The 17,536-nt window shown below is 69.2% G+C and carries 17 protein-coding genes and 1 tRNA gene; 12 read left to right on the forward strand and 6 right to left on the reverse strand.

Translation table 11 applies throughout. The features are described from left to right. Positions 1–136: 136 nt before the first annotated feature. The 7 genes from ACIP4Y_RS18355 to ACIP4Y_RS18385 all read left to right on the forward strand — a co-directional run bounded on the left by ACIP4Y_RS18355 (position 137) and on the right by ACIP4Y_RS18385 (position 5,847). Positions 137–1,018 (forward strand): hypothetical protein, encoded by an 882-nt coding sequence (locus tag ACIP4Y_RS18355; protein WP_401394230.1) that lies wholly within the window; start codon positions 137–139, stop codon positions 1,016–1,018. 8 nt (positions 1,019–1,026) lie between these two features. Then, positions 1,027–1,099, forward strand: a tRNA-Gln gene (locus ACIP4Y_RS18360). A gap of 114 nt (positions 1,100–1,213) precedes the next feature. Then, entirely contained in the window at positions 1,214–2,662 is a 1,449-nt protein-coding gene (glmU, locus tag ACIP4Y_RS18365; RefSeq protein ID WP_401394233.1) for a bifunctional UDP-N-acetylglucosamine diphosphorylase/glucosamine-1-phosphate N-acetyltransferase GlmU, read from the forward strand. A gap of 153 nt (positions 2,663–2,815) precedes the next feature. After that, on the forward strand, positions 2,816–3,796 hold the full coding sequence (locus ACIP4Y_RS18370; protein WP_358641803.1) for a ribose-phosphate diphosphokinase: 981 nt from the start codon (positions 2,816–2,818) through the stop codon (positions 3,794–3,796). A gap of 196 nt (positions 3,797–3,992) precedes the next feature. Continuing rightward, complete coding sequence (locus ACIP4Y_RS18375; RefSeq protein ID WP_358641801.1) at positions 3,993–4,583, forward strand: 50S ribosomal protein L25/general stress protein Ctc; 591 nt, start codon at positions 3,993–3,995, stop codon at positions 4,581–4,583. Between the two features lie 75 nt (positions 4,584–4,658). Beyond that, positions 4,659–5,261, forward strand: coding sequence for an aminoacyl-tRNA hydrolase (gene pth, locus ACIP4Y_RS18380; RefSeq protein ID WP_401394238.1), 603 nt, complete (start codon positions 4,659–4,661; stop codon positions 5,259–5,261). Between the two features lie 79 nt (positions 5,262–5,340). Continuing rightward, entirely contained in the window at positions 5,341–5,847 is a 507-nt protein-coding gene (locus tag ACIP4Y_RS18385) for a hypothetical protein (protein ID WP_401394241.1), read from the forward strand. 62 nt (positions 5,848–5,909) lie between these two features. Here ACIP4Y_RS18385 and ppc read toward each other — a convergent pair whose 3' ends face one another. After that, positions 5,910–8,642 (reverse strand): phosphoenolpyruvate carboxylase, encoded by a 2,733-nt coding sequence (gene ppc, locus ACIP4Y_RS18390; RefSeq protein WP_401394244.1) that lies wholly within the window; start codon positions 8,640–8,642, stop codon positions 5,910–5,912. 303 nt (positions 8,643–8,945) lie between these two features. Between ppc and ACIP4Y_RS18395 the strand changes: the two genes are divergently transcribed. Both ACIP4Y_RS18395 and ACIP4Y_RS18400 read left to right on the forward strand, forming a co-directional pair. Further along, positions 8,946–9,953, forward strand: a complete 1,008-nt coding sequence (locus tag ACIP4Y_RS18395; protein ID WP_401394247.1) for an acyl-CoA desaturase — start codon at positions 8,946–8,948, stop codon at positions 9,951–9,953. Then, positions 9,950–10,627: a TetR family transcriptional regulator gene (locus tag ACIP4Y_RS18400; RefSeq protein WP_401394250.1), complete on the forward strand. Its 678-nt coding sequence runs from the start codon at positions 9,950–9,952 to the stop codon at positions 10,625–10,627. The genes ACIP4Y_RS18395 and ACIP4Y_RS18400 overlap by 4 nt, the downstream gene beginning before the upstream one ends. 231 nt (positions 10,628–10,858) lie before the next feature. Here the strand turns inward: ACIP4Y_RS18400 and ACIP4Y_RS18405 are convergent, their stop codons facing one another. After that, the gene (locus tag ACIP4Y_RS18405; RefSeq protein ID WP_401394253.1) at positions 10,859–11,671 is read right to left on the reverse strand and encodes a trans-aconitate 2-methyltransferase; all 813 of its coding nucleotides are present in this window, start codon (positions 11,669–11,671) and stop codon (positions 10,859–10,861) included. A gap of 87 nt (positions 11,672–11,758) precedes the next feature. Here ACIP4Y_RS18405 and tamR point away from each other — a divergent pair, with 87 nt between their 5' ends. Next, entirely contained in the window at positions 11,759–12,256 is a 498-nt protein-coding gene (gene tamR / locus ACIP4Y_RS18410; RefSeq protein ID WP_030341533.1) for a MarR family transcriptional regulator TamR, read from the forward strand. On the opposite strand, the gene ACIP4Y_RS18415 is transcribed toward tamR, so the two are convergent. Continuing rightward, positions 12,215–12,982, reverse strand: coding sequence for a response regulator transcription factor (locus ACIP4Y_RS18415; RefSeq protein WP_358641786.1), 768 nt, complete (start codon positions 12,980–12,982; stop codon positions 12,215–12,217). The genes tamR and ACIP4Y_RS18415 overlap by 42 nt on opposite strands. A 324-nt stretch (positions 12,983–13,306) precedes the next feature. Between ACIP4Y_RS18415 and ACIP4Y_RS18420 the strand changes: the two genes are divergently transcribed. Beyond that, positions 13,307–13,747 carry a GNAT family N-acetyltransferase gene (locus ACIP4Y_RS18420; protein WP_401394258.1) on the forward strand — a complete coding sequence of 147 codons (441 nt, stop codon included), beginning with the start codon at positions 13,307–13,309 and terminating at the stop codon, positions 13,745–13,747. Between the two features lie 158 nt (positions 13,748–13,905). Then, a complete protein-coding gene (locus ACIP4Y_RS18425; protein WP_401394261.1) occupies positions 13,906–14,181 on the forward strand; it encodes a hypothetical protein in 276 nt (91 codons plus the stop codon). Here ACIP4Y_RS18425 and ACIP4Y_RS18430 read toward each other — a convergent pair. The 3 genes from ACIP4Y_RS18430 to ACIP4Y_RS18440 are packed head-to-tail and all read right to left on the reverse strand — an operon-like array spanning position 14,166 to position 17,441. Then, a complete protein-coding gene (locus ACIP4Y_RS18430; RefSeq protein ID WP_401394264.1) occupies positions 14,166–14,759 on the reverse strand; it encodes a hypothetical protein in 594 nt (197 codons plus the stop codon). The two genes, ACIP4Y_RS18425 and ACIP4Y_RS18430, sit on opposite strands and share 16 nt — an antisense overlap. A gap of 58 nt (positions 14,760–14,817) precedes the next feature. Next, positions 14,818–16,989: a hypothetical protein gene (locus ACIP4Y_RS18435; protein WP_401394267.1), complete on the reverse strand. Its 2,172-nt coding sequence runs from the start codon at positions 16,987–16,989 to the stop codon at positions 14,818–14,820. A gap of 5 nt (positions 16,990–16,994) precedes the next feature. Next, on the reverse strand, positions 16,995–17,441 hold the full coding sequence (locus tag ACIP4Y_RS18440; RefSeq protein WP_401394270.1) for a hypothetical protein: 447 nt from the start codon (positions 17,439–17,441) through the stop codon (positions 16,995–16,997). Positions 17,442–17,536: the final 95 nt, after the last annotated feature.

A 17,536-nucleotide genomic window follows, 5' to 3' on the forward strand; every position in this document is an offset into this window, starting at 1 on the left:
TTTCCGGTGACTTTCGCCTGCCCCCGCACGCCACACTCGGTAACCGAACAGCCTCGAAACCACCCGCTATCCCTCGAACTGGTGAACCTCCCCCGTTCCACCCCGGAATCCAACATTCCGTCCGGACGGTATGCGTATGGCACATTCACCAGGCAAGTACGCCGACTTCGAGGGGCTCAGGGAGCAGGCGCTGGCGCTCCGGCGGGCGGGGCTGAGCCGACGCCAGATCCGCGACCGGCTGCACGTCGACAACAACGACCTCCTCAACCGACTCCTGGAGGGCGAGCCGCCGCCGGAGTGGACGAAGCGCCCCAACGCCAAGGACGACCTCCGGGAGCGGGCGCGGGAGCTACGGCTCCGGGGCTGGACCTACGACCAGATCCAGGTGGAGCTGGGCTGCTCGAAAAGTTCGATCTCACTGTGGGTGCGCGATCTGCCTCGGCCGGAGCGGCGGGACCCCTCAGAGCAGGCAAAGCTCGCGGCCCGGAAGCGCTGGGAGCACGAGCTGGCGGTGCGGGACGAGGAGCGCCAGAAGACGAAGGCGGCCGCTGCGAGCGAGATCGGCGTCATGAGCGCCCGTGAGCTGTTCATGTCCGGGGTCGCGCTCTACTGGGCTGAGGGCGCCAAGGACAAACCGTACGCTCGACGCGAGAATGTGCAGTTCGTCAACAGCGACCCTGGTGTAATCCGGATCTACCTCGCCTGGCTGGACCTGCTTGAGGTGGAGCGCGAGCGTCTCCGATATCGCCTGATGATCCACGCAACGGGTGACATCGAGACAGCCAAGCGCTACTGGGCCGACCTCGTGAATGTCGACGCCTCCGCCTTCCAGCGGACGACCATCAAGAAGCACAACCCGAAGACCGTTCGCAAGAATGTGGGCGCCGACTACCGGGGCTGTCTCGTGGTCACCGTCCTCCGAGGAGCGGAGTTGTACCGTCGCATTGAGGGCTGGTGGACGGGCATGGTGGACGCGGCCTCAGGGATCACGGCACCCCTCTCCTCAGGTAAGGTCTGACGCAGCCATCCGCCATGGGGTAACTGGTAGCCCGCGGGCCTTTGAAGCCCTGTAGTGCTGGTTCGAATCCAGCTGGCGGAGCTGCTCGGTTCGGGCCCTGACACCACCGTCAGGGCCCGCACTCATGTCCGCCCCAAAGCGCCCCGGTATCCTGCGGCTGTCACCCCCACCCATCCAGAGCCGAAGGGCAACCCCGTGAGCGCCATCCGCCCGGCCGCCGTCGTCGTTCTCGCAGCGGGTGAGGGCACCCGTATGAAGTCGGCCACACCGAAGGTCCTGCATCAGATCTGCGGCCGTTCCCTGGTCGGCCATGTGCTGGCCGCCGCCCGTGAGTTGGACCCGCAGCACCTGGTCGTCGTGGTCGGTCACGCCCGTGAGCAGGTCGGCGCCCACCTCGCCGAGATCGACCCGGCCACCAGGACCGCCGTGCAGGCGGAGCAGAACGGGACCGGGCACGCCGTACGGATGGGTCTGGAGGAGCTGGGCGGGTCCGTCGAGGGGACCGTCGTGGTGGTGTGCGGGGACACCCCGCTGCTCACCGGCGACACGCTCAAGCGGCTCGCCGAGACGCACAGCGCCGACGGCAACGCCGTGACCGTGCTCACCGCCGAGGTACCGGACGCGACCGGTTACGGCCGGATCGTGCGGGACGAGGCGACGGGTGCCGTCACCGCGATCGTGGAGCACAAGGACGCGACCGAGGCGCAGCGGGCGATCCGGGAGATCAACAGCGGTGTCTTCGCCTTCGACGGGCCGTTGCTGGCGGACGCGCTGAAGAAGGTGCGGACGGACAACAGTCAGGGCGAGGAGTACCTGACGGACGTGCTGGGGATCCTGCGGGAGGCCGGGCACCGGGTGGGGGCCTCGGTGGCCGGTGACCACCGGGAGATCGCGGGGATCAACAACCGGGTGCAGCTGGCGGAGGCCCGGCGCACGCTGAACGACCGGTTGCTGACGCAGGCGATGCTCGACGGGGTGACGGTCGTGGATCCGGCGACGACCTGGGTCGATGTGACGGTCACGTTCGAGCGGGATGCCGTGGTGCATCCGGGCACGCAGCTCCTGGGGGCGACGCATCTCGGCGAGGGTGCCGAGGTGGGGCCGAACTGCCGGCTGAAGGACACGCAGGTGGGTCCGGGGGCGCGGGTGGACAACACGGTGGCCGACGGGGCTGTGGTGGGCGAGCGGGCGAGCGTGGGACCGTACGCGTATCTGCGGCCCGGGACCCGTCTCGGTGCCAAGGGGAAGATCGGCACGTATGTCGAGACGAAGAACTCCTCCATCGGGGAGGGTACGAAGGTGCCGCACCTGTCGTATGTCGGGGACGCGACGATCGGTGAGTACACGAACATCGGCGCGGCGAGTGTGTTCGTGAACTACGACGGCCAGGACAAGCACCACACGACGATCGGGTCGCACTGCCGGACCGGTTCGGACAACATGTTTGTGGCTCCTGTCACGGTCGGGGACGGTGCCTACACCGCCGCCGGGTCGGTGATCACGAAGGATGTGCCGCCCGGTTCGCTGGCCGTGGCCCGTGGTCAGCAGCGGAATATCGAGGGTTGGGTGGCTCGGAAGCGTCCGGGGAGCGCGGCGGCGAGGGCGGCCGAGGCGGCGTCCCGGCAGGGTGAGAGCGAGGACTGACCGGAAACGGGTGCGCCAAACACGGCGTACCGTGATAAGTGCACATCCGCACGTGTGCACCCGCACCCTTACCAGCTGATACGGCCTCTCACGCCCAGCCGAGAGGTCGCCGAGCAGCCGGCTGGCTGAGACAACCTCTGAGGAGACTGTGCTGTGACCGGGATCAAGACGACCGGCGAGAAGAAGATGATGTTCTTCTCCGGCCGCGCCCACCCCGAGCTTGCCGAGGAGGTCGCCCAGCAGCTGGGTGTCGGGGTCGTCCCGACGAAGGCCTTCGACTTCGCCAACGGTGAGATCTACGTCCGTTACCAGGAGTCGGCTCGTGGTGCGGACTGCTTTCTGATCCAGAGCCACACGGCTCCGATCAACAAGTGGATCATGGAGCAGCTGATCATGATCGACGCGCTGAAGCGCGCGTCGGCTCGTTCCATCACGGTGATCGTGCCGTTCTACGGTTATGCGCGGCAGGACAAGAAGCACCGGGGTCGTGAACCGATTTCGGCGCGTCTGATCGCGGATCTGATGAAGACGGCGGGTGCGGACCGCATCCTGACCGTGGACCTGCACACGGATCAGATCCAGGGTTTCTTCGACGGGCCGGTGGACCACCTGTTCGCGCTGCCGCTGCTGGCGGACTACGTGGGCAAGAAGGTGGACCGGGAGAAGCTGACGGTGGTGTCGCCGGACGCGGGCCGGGTGCGGGTGGCGGACCGGTGGTGCGACCGGCTCGGTGCGCCGCTGGCGATCGTGCACAAGCGGCGTGACAAGGACGTGGCGAACCAGGTGACGGTCCACGAGGTCGTGGGCGAGGTCAAGGGCCGTGTGTGTGTCCTGGTCGACGACATGATCGACACGGGTGGCACGATCTGTGCGGCTGCGGACGCGCTGTTCGCGCACGGTGCGGAGGACGTCATCGTGACGGCGACGCACGGTGTGCTGTCGGGTCCGGCTGCCGATCGGCTGAAGAACTCGCGGGTGAGCGAGTTCGTGTTCACGAACACGCTGCCGACGCCGTCGGAGCTGGGCCGGGATCTGGACAAGATCACGGTGCTGTCGATCGCTCCGACGATCGCGAGCGCGGCGCGTGAGGTGTTCGAGGATGGTTCGGTGACCAGCCTCTTCGACGAGCAGTGAGGTTTCTGCACCCCCCTGCTGCACCCCTGAGGTGATCGTTTTGGGTACGGCCTCCCCCTCCGAGTAGACTGCTGCAGTTGCTCGGCGAGGGAGGCCGTACTCGTGTACGGCGGTCCGTTATCGACGCGCTCTTCGTAGCAGGCCGTTCGTGGCCGGGTGACCACGTCCGTTCCGAGTTCTACGAGGAGTGATCCATATGTCCGAGGTGAAGCTCAGCGCCGAGACGCGCACCGAGTTCGGCAAGGGTGCCGCGCGCCGTATCCGCCGTGACAACAAGGTGCCGGTCGTTCTGTACGGCCACGGCTCCGACCCGCTGCACCTGAGCCTGCCGGGCCACGACCTGCTGCTGGCGCTGCGTACGCCGAACGTCCTGATCTCCCTGGACATCGACGGCAAGACCAACGAGCTGGCGATCCCGAAGGCCGTGCAGCGCGACCCGCTGAAGGGCTTCCTGGAGCACGTCGACCTGCAGCTGGTCAAGCGGGGCGAGAAGGTCACGGTCGAGATCTTCGTCCACACCGAGGGCGAGCTGGCGCCGGGCGGCAACCTGCTGGAGCACGTTCTGAACGCGCTGCCGGTGGAGACCGAGGCCACGCACATCCCCGAGTCGGTCACCGTCTCCGTCGAGGGCCTGGAGGCCGGTGCCTCCATCCTCGCCAAGGACATCCCGCTCCCGTCCGGCACCACGCTGGCCGTCGACGAGGACGCGGTCGTCCTGCAGGTCCTGGCCGCGCAGGCCGAGGAGACCGAGGGTGAGGCCGCCGAGGGTGAGGCCGCCGAGGCCTGATCCTCGCCGTCGTCGTCAACTGGTCAGCCGCTGCTTCCCTCTCGGGGAGCGGCGGCTGGCGCGTATCAAGGAGACATGGACGTGACCACCCCCGCCAGTGATCCCTGGCTGATCGTCGGGCTCGGCAACCCCGGGCCGGAGTACGCCATGAACCGGCACAACGTCGGTTTCATGGTGGCCGACCTGCTCGCGGAGCGGATCGGGGGGAAGTTCAAGCGGGCGGGCAAGGCGCAGGCGCAGGTGCTGGAGGGGCGGATCGGTCCGGCGGGGCCGGGCAGTCGCCGGGTGATCCTGGCGAAGCCGATGTCGTACATGAACCTGTCCGGTGGTCCGGTGAACGCGCTCAGGGACTTCTACAAGGTGCCGGTGGGCAACATCGTGGCGGTCCACGACGAGCTGGACATCGACTACGGGACGCTGCGGCTGAAACTGGGCGGCGGTGACAACGGGCACAACGGTCTGAAGTCGATGACGAAGGCGATGGGGCCCGACTACCACCGGGTGCGGTGCGGGATCGGCCGGCCGCCGGGTCGGATGCAGGTGGCGGACTTCGTGCTGAAGGACTTCTCCTCGGCGGAGCGCAAGGAGCTGGACTGGTTCGTGGACCGTGCGGCGGACGCGGTGGAGTCCCTGGTGACGGAGGGGCTGGAGCGGGCGCAGAGCGCGTACAACTCCTGAGGGTCCGGGGTGTCGTACAACTGCTGACTTGTCCGCCCAGGTCGCTCACGCGAGTTGACCGGCCGTAGGGGTATGGCCAATGATCCCGGCCATGCCTGCCACAGCCCGTACTGCTCGTCAGGCGTCCGTGTCCGCGTTGCGGCTCGGGCGGGTCGCGACGATGGGTGCGCTCGCCGCGCTGATCCTGTTCGCCGGTGTGTGGGGTTCCTGGGGGACCGCGCAGCACGTGATGCTGCCCAAGGGGCGCGAGCGGGGCACGGTCCGGGTGACCCGGTGCGCGGAGGGTGTGTGCACCGGTCCGTTCACGCCGGCGTCGGCGGGGGCGGGTTCCCGTGCGCGGGTGGAGATCGAGCAGTCCGTCGCGGTGCGTTCGGGGACGACGTACGACGTGGTGCTGAAGCCCGGCAGCGGGGAGGCGGTGCGGTCCGGTCCGGCGGGGGTCCTGTACGCGTGGGTGCCGCTGGGCGGGGCGCTGCTGCTGGCCGCGGTGGTGGTCGCGGGCGGGATGCGGCTGGTGCGGCCGGCGTGGGTGCTGGGGCTCGCCGGTGCGGGGTTGCTGACGGCGGTGTTCGTGGCGTTGCAGTGACGTGGGAACGAACGGTGCCCCCGGGGTCGTACGACCCCGGGGGCACCGTTCGTTCCGGCGGGTCAGCCGGTGTTGCGCAGGCCTGCCGCCACACCGTTGACGGTGAGGAGCAGGGCGCGGGAGAGCAGCGGGTCGGGGCTGACGCCGGCCGCCGCGGCGTCGCGCTGCCGCTTGAGCAGGGCGACCTGGAGGTAGGAGATCGGGTCCAGGTAGGCGTCGCGGATGGCGAAGGTCTGCTTGAGGACCGGCTGGGCGTCGAGGAGTTCGTCCTCGCCGGTGATGCGCAGGACCTCGCGGACGGTCAGCTCGTGTTCGGCCTTGATGGTGTCGAAGACGTGCTTGAGCTGGTCGGGGACGAGGGTGTCGACGTAGTGCTGGGCGATCCGCAGGTCCGTCTTGGCGAGGGTCATCTCGACGTTGGAGATGAAGTTGCGGAAGAAGTGCCACTGTTCGTGCATCTCGCCGAGCACGGTGTCCAGTCCGGTTTCCCGCAGCGCCTTGAGGCCGGAGCCGACGCCGAACCAGCCGGGCACGATCTGCCGGGACTGGGTCCAGCCGAACACCCACGGGATGGCGCGCAGACCGTCGAGCGAGACGCCCGAGCCGGGGCGGCGGGAGGGCCGCGAGCCCAGGTGCAGGTCGGCGAGCTGGTCGACGGGCGTGGAGGCGAGGAAGTACGCCGGCAGGTCGGGGTCCTCGACCAGGCGGCGGTAGGCGGCGTGGGCGGCGTCGGAGACGACGTCCATGGCCGCGTCCCAGCGGGCGAGGGCCTCGTCGGACTGGCGGGGGGCGGTGTGCAGGGCTGAGGCCTGGAGGGTGGCCGCGACGGTCAGTTCCAGGTTCTCCCGGGCCAGGGAGGGGATGAGGTACTTGTCGGAGATGACCTCGCCCTGCTCGGTGACCTTGATCTCGCCTTCGAGGGTGCCCCAGGGCTGGGCGAGGATGGCGTCGTGGGAGGGGCCGCCGCCGCGGCCGACGGTGCCGCCGCGGCCGTGGAACAGGCGCAGCCGGACGCCGTAGCGGTGGGCGACGTCGCGCAGCCGGCGCTGGGCGCGGTGGATCTCCCACTGGCTGGTGGTGATGCCGCCGAACTTGGAGGAGTCGGAGTAGCCGAGCATGACCTCCTGGACGTCGCCGCGCAGCGCCACCAGGCGCCGGTAGGACGGGTCGGAGAGCATGTCCTCCAGGATGGTGTCGGCGGCCTTCAGCTCGTCCGTGGTCTCCAGGAGGGGGACGATGCCGATCTTGGCCCAGCCGGCGTGCAGGTCGAGGAGGCCGGCCTCGCGGGCGAGGACGGCGGCGGCGAAGACGTCGTCGGCGCCCTGGCACATGGAGATGATGTAGGACTCGATGACCTCGGGTCCGAAGACCTCCAGGGCCTTCCTGACGGTCTCGAAGACGCCGAGGGTCTTCTGTCCGGCGGCGTCGACGGGGGCCGGGGTGGGGGCCAGCGGCCTTCTGGAGCGCAGCTCCTTGGCGAGGAGCTTGGCCCGGTACTCGCGGGGCATGTCGGCGTAGCGCCAGGATTCCTCGCCGAGGCGGTCGAAGAGCTGACCGAGGGCGTGGTGGTGGGCGTCGGCGTGTTCGCGGACGTCCATGGTGGCGAGCTGGAGGCCGAAGGCGGCCAGGGTGCGGATGGTGCGGGTGAGGCGGCCGTCGGCGAACAGGCCGCCGCGGTGCTCGCGCAGGGAGGTCTGGATGATCCTCAGGTCCGCGAGCAGTTCGCCGGTGCCGAGGTAGTCGCGGCCCGCCTCGTGCGGGGTGCCCTTGGCGAGGCGCTGCTTGGTGTTCTCCAGCTTCTGCCGGATGCAGGTGGCCTTGAGCCGGTAGGGCTCCTCTGCGTTGAGGCGCTTGTAGCGGGGGCTGATCTCGGGGAGCAGCTCCAGGTCGGCCTTGAGGGAGTCGAGCAGCTCCTCGGTGGCTCCGGCGTAGCGGATGGAGTTGGAGAGCAGTCCGCGCAGCTCGTCGATCGTCTGCAGGGCGTCGTTGATGCCGTGCTCGTGCTGGAGGATCAGGACGTCCCAGGTGACCTGGGGGGTGACGTTGGGGTTGCCGTCGCGGTCGCCGCCGATCCAGGTGCCGAAGGTCAGCGGGCGGGTGTCGTCGGGCAGCTTGACGCCGACCCGCTCCAGTTCCGCCGTCAGGTCCTCCAGGACGTCGCCGACCGCGTCGGCGTGCAGTTCGTCCAGGTAGTAGATGGCGTTGCGGGCCTCGTCGGCGGGTTCGGGCCGTACGACGCGCAGCTCGTCGGTCTGCCAGACGAGGTCGATGTTCTCGGCGAGGCGGACGTCGTGGCGGCGGCGGTCGGAGTCGAGGACGGGGGTGTCCAGGAGCGCGGCGATGCGCCGGAGCTTGTTGAGGACCGACCGGCGGGCGGCCTCGGTGGGGTGTGCGGTGAAGACCGGGCGGACGTTCAGGTGCCGGACGGTCTGCCGCAGGTGCTCGGGGTCGGCGTCCTTGAGCCGGTCGGCGGTGCGGGAGAGCAGGCCGCCCTCGGCGGCGCGCCGGGCGCGCAGCTCGCGTCCGCGGTGCACCTGTTCGGTGATGTTGGCAAGGTGGAAGTAGGTGGAGAAGGCGCGGACCAGCTTGGCCGCGGTCTCCAGTTCTGTGCCGCGCAGCAGCTCGGCGGCGGCCTCGCCGTCCTCGCGCGTGAGGCGGCGAACCTTCTCGACCAGTTCGAGGAGCTCGGGCCCTTCCTGCCGGACGAGGGTCTCCCCCAGGAGATCGCCCAGCCGGCGGATATCGGCGCGCAGCTCGCTGCTGGTCGTGGTGGTCTGGTCGTCGGCACTGCTCACAGGTGCGGCTCCTTGCAGTGTTGAAGCTCGTCTGGGAGGGAACCCGGCCGGCTGCCAGGCGGCGAGGTGCCGCATACGGGCCGGTGCGTCCGGGAAGGAAACTTCAGCGGACCGCGCTGTCCGACCGACTCCAAGGATAGGTGGCCATGTGGACGCGCAGGCTCTGGGGCTCTTGCCGCCGCACATGGCGCTGCCATACTTACGATGCCGTAGGTTACGGAACCGTAGGGAAGCACCGTCGAGTCCCGCTCGGTCCCGGTGGCCCGGCATCTGTCTCGACCCTCGACCCCACAGGGGACGCGCATGACCTCAAGTTCCGATGTGATCGAAGAAGCCCGTAAGGCCACCGACACACCCCCTCCCTCCGCCACACTGGGCGGCGAGCAGAAGCGTTCGATCGAACAGATCACGCTGCTCCTGTTCATCGTCGTGCCCTTCGTGGCACTCGTGGCGGCCGTGCCGCTGGCCTGGGGCTGGGGGGTGAGCTGGCTCGATCTGGGCCTGCTGGTCTTCTTCTACTTCCTCGGGTGCCACGGCATCACCATCGGTTTTCACCGGTATTTCACCCACGGCTCGTTCAAGGCCAAGCGGCCCCTCAGGATCGCGCTGGCGATCATGGGTTCGATGGCGGTCGAGGGCCCGCTGGTGCGCTGGGTGGCCGACCACCGCAAGCACCACAAGTTCTCCGACGCCGAGGGCGACCCGCATTCCCCCTGGCGGTTCGGTGAGACGCTTCCGGCGCTGATGAAGGGGCTGTGGTGGGCCCACATCGGCTGGATGTTCGACGAGGAGCAGACCCCGCAGGACAAGTACGCGCCGGACCTGATCAAGGACAGGACGATCCGGGCGATCTCCCGCCAGTTCGTCCTGTGGACGGCCCTGTCGCTGGGGCTGCCGCCGCTGATCGGCGGTCTGGTGACGATGTCCTGGTGGGGCGCGTTCACCGCGTTCTTCTGGGGTTCACTCGTCCGGGTGGCGCTGCTGCACCATGTGACGTGGTCGATCAACTCGATCTGTCACGCGGTGGGCAAGCGGCCGTTCAAGTCGCGGGACCGCTCGGGCAACGTGTGGTGGCTGGCGGTCCTGTCCTGCGGTGAGTCCTGGCACAACCTGCACCACGCCGACCCGACCTCGGCGCGGCACGGTGTGATGCGCGGACAGATCGACTCCTCCGCCCGGTTCATCCGCTGGTTCGAGCTGCTCGGCTGGGCGTACGACGTGCGCTGGCCGTCACGCTCGCGTATCGATTCGCGCCGTAACACCGGGGAAGGCGGTTCCCGGCGGCGGAAGGAGCCTGCCGAGGCGGCATGATTGACGCCGTGGCGACCGATCCCAGCAGCAATCCAGGCAACGACAAGCAGCGGCGGGCCCGCCGGACCCGTATGACCGGTGCCGAGCGCCGCCAGCAGTTGCTGGAGATCGGTCGCACCCTCTTCGCGGCGAAGGGCTTCGAGGGCACTTCGGTGGAGGAGATCGCGGCGAAGGCCGGGGTGTCCAAGCCGGTGGTGTACGAGCACTTCGGCGGCAAGGAGGGGCTGTACGCGGTGGTGGTGGACCGCGAGATGCGGCGCCTGCTGGACATGGTGACCAGTTCGCTGACCGCCGGGCACCCCCGCGAACTGTGCGAACAGGCGGCGTTCGCGCTGCTGGACTACATCGAGGAGTACACGGACGGCTTCCGGATCCTGGTCCGTGACTCCCCCATCCCGCAGTCCACGGGATCCTTCGCCTCGCTGATCTCGGACATCGCCACGCAGGTGGAGGACATCCTGGGCCGCGAGTTCAAGAGCCGCGGCTTCGACCCGAAGCTGGCCCCCCTCTACGCCCAGGCGCTGGTCGGCATGGTCGCCCTGACCGGCCAGTGGTGGCTGGACGTGCGCCGCCCGAAGAAGGCGGAGGTGGCGGCCCATCTGGTGAACCTGGCGTGGCACGGCCTGGACGGACTGGAGCAGAAACCGCGGCTGATAGGGCACCGCAAGAGCTGAGCGCCCTGGCCGGCCGGCTTCAGGAACTCCCCGGTGACGGGTGCACCGAGGGCGGCGGGCCGGGCCGCGTAGGCCTCGGTGTCCCGCGCCCGCGGCCCCGGGCGGGCTTTCCGGATCCCCGGGTGGAGCCGGACGAAGGCCGCCTCGCACCAGGAGCCGCCGCGCGCGGCGGGCGCCGGCGGTTCCAGGATCTCGGTCATGCCGGGGACACCGGCGTGGCAGGCGCCCAGCTCAGGCCTCCTTCACGGCCACGGCGAACAGTCTGCGGAACGGCAGGACCGTGCCGTACGGTGCGCTCGGGTACGCCTCGCGGAGCAGGTCGCGGTACTCGGTGAGGAACGCGTCGCGGGCCTCGGGGTCGCCGGCTAGGGCGGTCAGGGCGGGCCGCAGGCCGGTGCCCTTGACCCAGTCGAGCACCGGGTCCGGGCCGGTCAGGACGTGGAAGTACGTCGTCTGCCACACGTCGGCCGTGCAGCCCAGGCGGGCAAGGCGGTCCAGGTAGGTGCCGGGGGTGTGCACGGAGTCCGTGCGGCGCAGGACGCCGGCGAGGCGGTCGCGCCAGCGGGGGGTGTCGGCGAGGTCGCGCATGAGGGCGTGCAGCGGGGCGTCGATGTTGTCCGGTACCTGGAAGGCGAGGGTGCCGCCGGGGCGCAGGCCCGCGATCCAGTCGGGGAACCGGTCGGCGTGGCCCGGCACCCACTGCAGGGTGGCGTTGGAGACGATCAGGTCGTACGGCTCGGCGGGCGTCCAGGTGCGGGCGTCGGCGGGGGCGAAGTCGAGGCGGCCGCCGCCGGCCGTCGGTCCCTCGTGGTCGACGTGTGCCTTGTCGAGCATCTCGGGCGAGTTGTCGTAGCCGGTGATCCGGGCGGTGGGCCAGCGGTCGGCGAGCAGGGCGGTGACGTTGCCGGGCCCGCAGCCGAGGTCGGCGATGCGGGGCCGGTCGCCGGGCAGCCCGGGGACGCGGGCGAGGAGGTCGGCGAAGGGCCGGGCCCGGTGCCCGGCGTGGCGGAGGTACTGGGCGGGGTCCCAGGTGGGCGTCGTCATGGCCTCACTCTCCCCAAGGCTTCTCTCGACGTCAAGAGGCTTGACATCAAGAGACTTCATGTCGACACAACCACTACACTGATCTCCATGGAGGACGAGGTCGATCGGCTGGTCGCAGCGTGGCGCCGGGAGCGTCCGGACCTCGACGTGGAGCCGCTGGAAGTGCTCAGCCGGGTGAGCCGACTCGCCCGGCACCTGGACCGCGCCCGCCGGCTCGCCTTCTCCGAGCACCAGCTGGAGCCCTGGGAGTTCGATGTGCTGACCGCGCTGCGGCGCGCGGGCACGCCGTACCAGCTCTCCCCCGGCCAGTTGCTGACCCAGACCCTGGTCACCTCGGGCACGATGACCAACCGCATCGACCGGCTGGCCAAGAAGGGCCTGGTGGAGCGGCTGCCCGACCCGAGCGACCGGCGCGGTGTGCTGGTCCGGCTGACCGACGAGGGCCGGGATCGCGCGGACCAGGCGCTGGCCGGCCTGCTGGAGCAGGAGCGGGCCATCCTCGGTGAGCTGTCCCGCGCCCAGCGCGGCGAACTGGCCGGCCTGCTACGCCAGCTGACCGCCCCGTTCGACAACATCCCCGGCTAGGTCCACCGGACCCACCCCGGCCCGCCGGGCCAGCGCGACGGCGGCCAGCGTGGAGTGGACGCCCAGTTTGCCGAGGACGTTCTGCATATGGGTGCGGACCGTGTGCGGGGACAGGAACAGCCGCTCGGCGACGGCCTTGCGGCCGAGCCCGGCGACCATGCAGCGCAGCACCTCCCGCTCCCTCGGGGTGAGGGACTCCACCAGCCGCTCGCTCTCGGTGCGGTGCCTGCGCGCCGCCGTCAGCTCCTTCAGCACGCCGGTGAGCAGCGCGGGCGGCAGATGGGTCTCGTCGCGCAGTACCCCCCGGATCACCGTCAGCAGCCGGGACAGCGAGCAGTCCTTGGCGACCCAGCCGCATGCCCCGGCCTGCAGCGCGAGGGCCGCACGGCGCGGGTCGTCCTTCTCGGCGAGGACGACGATCCGCACGGCGGGCTGGGCGGCGCGGACCCCGGTGACGAGGGAGATCCCGTCGACCAGCTCCTCCTCGTCGCCCTCCTGCACCGGTACGGCCGGGCGGACGCCGGGCAGGGTGCCGCCCAGGTCGGCGTCGACCAGGAGCACGTCGTAGCGACGGCCCTCCGCGGCGGCGCGCTCCAGGCAGCGCAGCGCGGCCGGGCCGCTGCCGGCGGCGGAGACGTCGACGTCGGGCTCGGCGGCCAGGGCCGCGGCGAGCGACTCGGCGAAGATGCGGTGGTCGTCCACGACCAGGACTCGGATACGAACCACGAAACCCCCTTCCCCAGGCTCCGCGTGGAGCAGGGGATACCAAGGTCCGGAAAGCTCCGGAATAGGCAGGTCCGGAAAAACGCCCGGAAATGGATCCGGAGAACGACGACCGTCCGCGGGTACGGCACCCGCGGACAGGGAAGCGCGCCGCACGGCCGCCGCCGTTGCGGACACTGCTACCCCCACCGCGGGTGTCGTACCCGCCTGTCTCGCCCCCTGAGCGGCACCGGCCCCCACCGGTGCTGTTCCTCAGAGTACGGATGGGAGCACGCAGCGGAAGGAGATTTGCAGAACTGGCCGTCCGGCGCGTTTATGGTGTGCCGCATGTTTCGTATTGAGGCGGAAGTCGACAAAGCCCGACGGGATCTGCTCCGTTCGCGGCTGCGGGACACCAACACGGCCGCGTCCTCGGTCCTCGCCGCGCTGCGCGGCACGCCCGGCGAACGCGAGGTCCCCCTCCACGTCTGGGCGCTGGACACCGCCGACGGCCTGGCGGGCGGTCTGGTCGGCCACACCTGGACGACCTGGCTGCACATCACCTACCTGTGGGTCGACCCCCGCCACCGCGGTACGGGCCTCGGCTCGCGCCTCCTCGGCGAGGCCGAGCGCCTCGCCACCGCCCGCGGCTGCACGGCGTCCCGCCTGGAGACCTGGGACTTCCAGGCCCCGGACTTCTACCGGAAGCAGGGCTACCAGGTGGTGGGGGTGGTCCCGGACTACCCGCCCGGCGTCACGGAGTACACGCTGACCAAGCGGCTGGGCTGACTCAGGCGCACTCCCCCGCGGCGGGGGCGGGCAAGGCGGCCGGGACGGGAGCCGGGGCCGGCCGGACCCGACGGTGCGGGCGGCGGCGGCTGAGGTTCCGCCGGGGGCCGCGGAGTCGAGGGGGAGGCGGGGCCGGGGGCCTGCGGCGGGAGTTCGCCGTGCGCGAGCACAGGGCCGCCCGCCCGCAGCCGCTCGACGGTCCGCTCGGCCCGGGGGTCGTCGTCGCGCCGGAAGAGCAGCCGCCCGCCGAGCGGGCCGCGGTACCCGAACGCGAGGCCGGCACCGCGCGACTCCTCGCTGGCGACCAGCCGGTACCAGTGCGCATGCGCGATCTGTCTCGGCCCGAGCCGTCACGGCCCCCGGACCCCCTCGCCGTGCCCCCGGCCGTCGAAGGGCGCGCGGATCCCGTCGTCGTCCATCAGCGGTCCCCGTAGCGCGGCAGTTGCCCGGGGAAGTCACCCGGCCCCTTGCACTCCGCCAGCGCATAGGCGTGACGGATGAGTTGATAGGCGAAGTCGGTCAGGGCCTGACGCAGAGCCGCGCCCGAGACCCTGCTCTTCCCGGTCACACTGGCCTCCGCCACCAGAGCACGGGGCCCTGCCGCATCGCCCCGCCCTGCCTTCGCATCCTTCGACACGCACGGTACGTAGACGGAAGCGACGCCGTGATCGGTGTCGACCTGCGCCAGCCCTGCTACGCGGCCCGCGGAGGTTTGCACCACAGCGGTGCCCGCGGAACTGCCATAGCCTGCCGCCCAGTCAGCCTTCGACGACTCCCGCAGACTCACTCCTCCCGACAGAATCGAGTGACCGCTGGTGGAGACACGGCAGTCGAACATGAAGTTCTGCCCGCTGCCTTTGTGGTCTGCCCATTCGTCCGCTGCGCGCGCCTGCGGCAGGGTGCGAATGACAAGATCCCGCTGAACGGAAGCCTCGCACACCTTGTCCGGGAGCAGGTACAGCCCTTTCACGAAGAACAGAAAGAGTCCGCCGCACACCAGAACGAGGATCACCGTGACAATGAAAAACGCCCTTATCGAGTGGGTCCTCCGCACACGGCCAGAACCTGTCTCAGCCATACTTCACCTTCGAGCGGTTCAGGTAGTAGTCGGCGTCCTTCCAGCCGTCGTTGACGGCTTGCCCCACCGAGTCGTCGATCTCGTCCTTGGGCAAGTGCACGTGGTTGCGCGCCAGGGCGTCGTCCACCGACCAGATCGTCTGCTGGCTGACCGAGTCCCGCATCGCGAACAGGTCCTTGCTGGAGTAGTACAGCCCCTGGTCCTCGGCACCCTTCATCTGCTGACCCTCGAGCAGACGGTCGACGGCAGCACCGGCAACGGCTCCGGCTCCGCCTCCGATCACGGAACCCATGACATCGCCACCGTACTCCGCCGGGATCTTGAGGCCGGTCAAGCCGATCGATACCCAGGTCTTGGCGAAGTCCCCCTTGGCCTTGAGCGCCTCGTTGTACTCCGTTTCGCCGCTGATCGCCTTGCCGATTTCTGAATTCGCCGCGGAATGCCCGACGATCCCCTCGATGATCCCGGCGTTCCTGCCGATATCGTTGAGAACCTGTTTTTGGTCGCCGTCGAACAGGCCGGGGTTCGACAGGTGCTGCTGCAAGAGACTCCCGGTGTAGATACTCTCTCCATAGACGATCCCGGCACGGCCGGCGGGATCTGCGGCGGTTGCTGACAGGAAACGCGTGACATCCGTGAGATTGAGACCCCTCGGGGACTCACTGTTCGTGAGGAAGACGGTTTCGCTTCCCGGTCCCTTGATGGCACAGCTGATCTCCGGCATATACGCGGCCGCCATGTCGCCAAAACTCTCGCCTAGGCCCTTGGACACCAGGTTCGCGCCACCGTTGGGATCGGCCACCGCCTGCATGATGTTCGCCATGATCTTGACCTGGGCCGCGCTGTGCGGCGGAGCTGCGGAGGACGTGTCGCCGTTGGCGACTCCGGTGACCGCGCTCTCCAGGGCTCGTCCGAGGGACTCTCCCCGGTCCGTGTATTTGGTTGTGCCGAGCATGTGGTCCAGGTCCGACTTGGACTCGAAGGCGTGCTCGGCCGCCTCGGGGTTGCGGGAGAGGCCGTCGAACAGTCCCTCCAGCGGGTCCCGGCCGTTGCCGTCGCCGAAGACCAGGTCCAGGCCGTTGTATCCCTTGACCCACCGGTCGTCGGTGTTCGAGTCCCCCGCTCCCTTGTCCGCCTTGAAGAGGTCTTTGCGGTAGTCGTCGAGGAACTCGGTGTCGTACTGGCCGTCGCGCAGGAGGCTACTGATGACCTGATAGCCGAGTGCGCCGATCGGGCTGGGCGACTTGGGGTCGCGGAAGTTGGTGGTGGCCTCGTCGAGAACGTCCTTCTTCCACCCCCGCATCGCGTCCGTGTCCGAGAAGGTCGCCGTGGCCAGGGTGAGGCTCAGGTTGGACTGCAGGTCCTTCATAGCCTGGAGTTCCGAGCCCCTGGCGCCGGCGTGGGAATAGGCCATCTCGGCCCAGAACTGGAGCGTTCCCTTGGCCCCCAGGCGGGTCGCGAACTGTTCCGCGAACATGGGGTCGTCGTGGTACTTCGCCATCTCGCGGTTGAAGGCGGCGATGTCGTCGAGAGACATCTCGTCCGGATGCTTGGCCATCGTCGCGAGCTTTTCCGCCGCCGCAACGGCCTCAACCGCCCCGTCCCGGTCCTCGTAGGAGGCGTCCGAAAAGCCGTACTTGGCCTGGTTCACGAGGAGCTTGAGCACCTTGGCCGCACTCTTGTCGCTCTCCGTCGCCTTGCTCAGGATGCCCTGGATCTCGCTGCAGAAGGCATCGACCACCTTCTGGTCCGTCGCGCCGGTGTTCCCGCTGGGGTCGGACGCCCAGTCGGGACGGGTGTTCCCCATGACGGAGAACGTGCCGTCATGGTTGTCGATCACAGTCAGGTTCTTCTCGTTGGCCCGCTTGATCGCATCGTTGAGCTGGGCGCGGAAGCTGATGAGTTCGTCGCGCGTGTCACTGAGGATCTTGGTGATGGAGTCGGCCTGCGTGTGTGCATCGGCGAACTCGGCGGCGGTCTTGGCGATGAACTCCCTGCTGACGGTCGCGTTGAGGCCCGCCCACGTGGCTTTGTCGGCCTTCGCCTTGAGGTTGTCCTCGGCGTCCTTCTTCAGGTCGGCGAGTTTCTTCGTCATCTGCTCCCAGTCGGAGACAGCTTCACCGTGCTTGGAGAAGTTGCCGTGGCGCAGTGCGTCGAGGTCCATCGGCGTCAGTGGCCCTTCCGGTCGTCGAAGCCCTCGTCGAGTGTGGAGATGCTGCTGACCGCGCCAGCGATGTAGGAGTCGTCGGCGTCGTGCTGGTTCTTTGTGCAGCGCAGATGGTTGGAGATGTGGGCGCAGGCGTCCAGAAGGGTCTTCGTCTGCTCGCTCCAGCGTTGCGTCACATGCTCCAGCGCGTCTCCAAGGGCGAAACCCTCACCCTTGAGTCCGCCCGCCGCCGCCTCAGAGGCCGCGCGCGCGTGCCCGCTGTAGGTCGTGAAGTGGTCGAAAAGCTGATGGGCCGCCTTGCCGACCTCCTCGAGATCCTTGTGACCTACGACAAGGTCTCCCCGGGAATCGCCCCCGCCCTGGTCGGCGGGGTACTGGTTGAGCTGCACGTGTGTGGAATGCCGAGTCGCCGCCTGGGCCTTCAGCTGGTCCCACTCCTCCCATGCCATATGTGGCCTTCCCCCGTCTCTCCTGGTGCGCCACCGGATACGGCTGTGACAGGCATGCAGATTACTGGCATCCCAACTCCGTTGCCGGGCAGGGA

The sequence above is a fragment of the Streptomyces sp. NPDC088810 genome, assembly GCF_044750305.1.
Taxonomy (GTDB): Bacteria; Actinomycetota; Actinomycetes; order Streptomycetales; family Streptomycetaceae; genus Streptomyces.

What these genes read in the sequence shown, in the direction of transcription:
- ACIP4Y_RS18375 (WP_358641801.1), top strand. Translation starts at nt 3,993, where the DNA reads ATGTCCGAGGTGAAGCTCAGCGCCGAGACGCGCACCGAGTTCGGCAAG.
- ACIP4Y_RS18400 (WP_401394250.1), top strand. Translation starts at nt 9,950, where the DNA reads ATGATTGACGCCGTGGCGACCGATCCCAGCAGCAATCCAGGCAACGAC.
- ACIP4Y_RS18405 (WP_401394253.1), bottom strand. Translation starts at nt 11,671, where the DNA reads ATGACGACGCCCACCTGGGACCCCGCCCAGTACCTCCGCCACGCCGGG.
- ACIP4Y_RS18385 (WP_401394241.1), top strand. Translation starts at nt 5,341, where the DNA reads ATGATCCCGGCCATGCCTGCCACAGCCCGTACTGCTCGTCAGGCGTCC.
- tamR (WP_030341533.1), top strand. Translation starts at nt 11,759, where the DNA reads ATGGAGGACGAGGTCGATCGGCTGGTCGCAGCGTGGCGCCGGGAGCGT.
- ACIP4Y_RS18420 (WP_401394258.1), top strand. Translation starts at nt 13,307, where the DNA reads ATGTTTCGTATTGAGGCGGAAGTCGACAAAGCCCGACGGGATCTGCTC.
- ACIP4Y_RS18395 (WP_401394247.1), top strand. Translation starts at nt 8,946, where the DNA reads ATGACCTCAAGTTCCGATGTGATCGAAGAAGCCCGTAAGGCCACCGAC.
- ACIP4Y_RS18440 (WP_401394270.1), bottom strand. Translation starts at nt 17,441, where the DNA reads ATGGCATGGGAGGAGTGGGACCAGCTGAAGGCCCAGGCGGCGACTCGG.
- pth (WP_401394238.1), top strand. Translation starts at nt 4,659, where the DNA reads ATGGACGTGACCACCCCCGCCAGTGATCCCTGGCTGATCGTCGGGCTC.
- ACIP4Y_RS18355 (WP_401394230.1), top strand. Translation starts at nt 137, where the DNA reads ATGGCACATTCACCAGGCAAGTACGCCGACTTCGAGGGGCTCAGGGAG.
- ACIP4Y_RS18435 (WP_401394267.1), bottom strand. Translation starts at nt 16,989, where the DNA reads ATGGACCTCGACGCACTGCGCCACGGCAACTTCTCCAAGCACGGTGAA.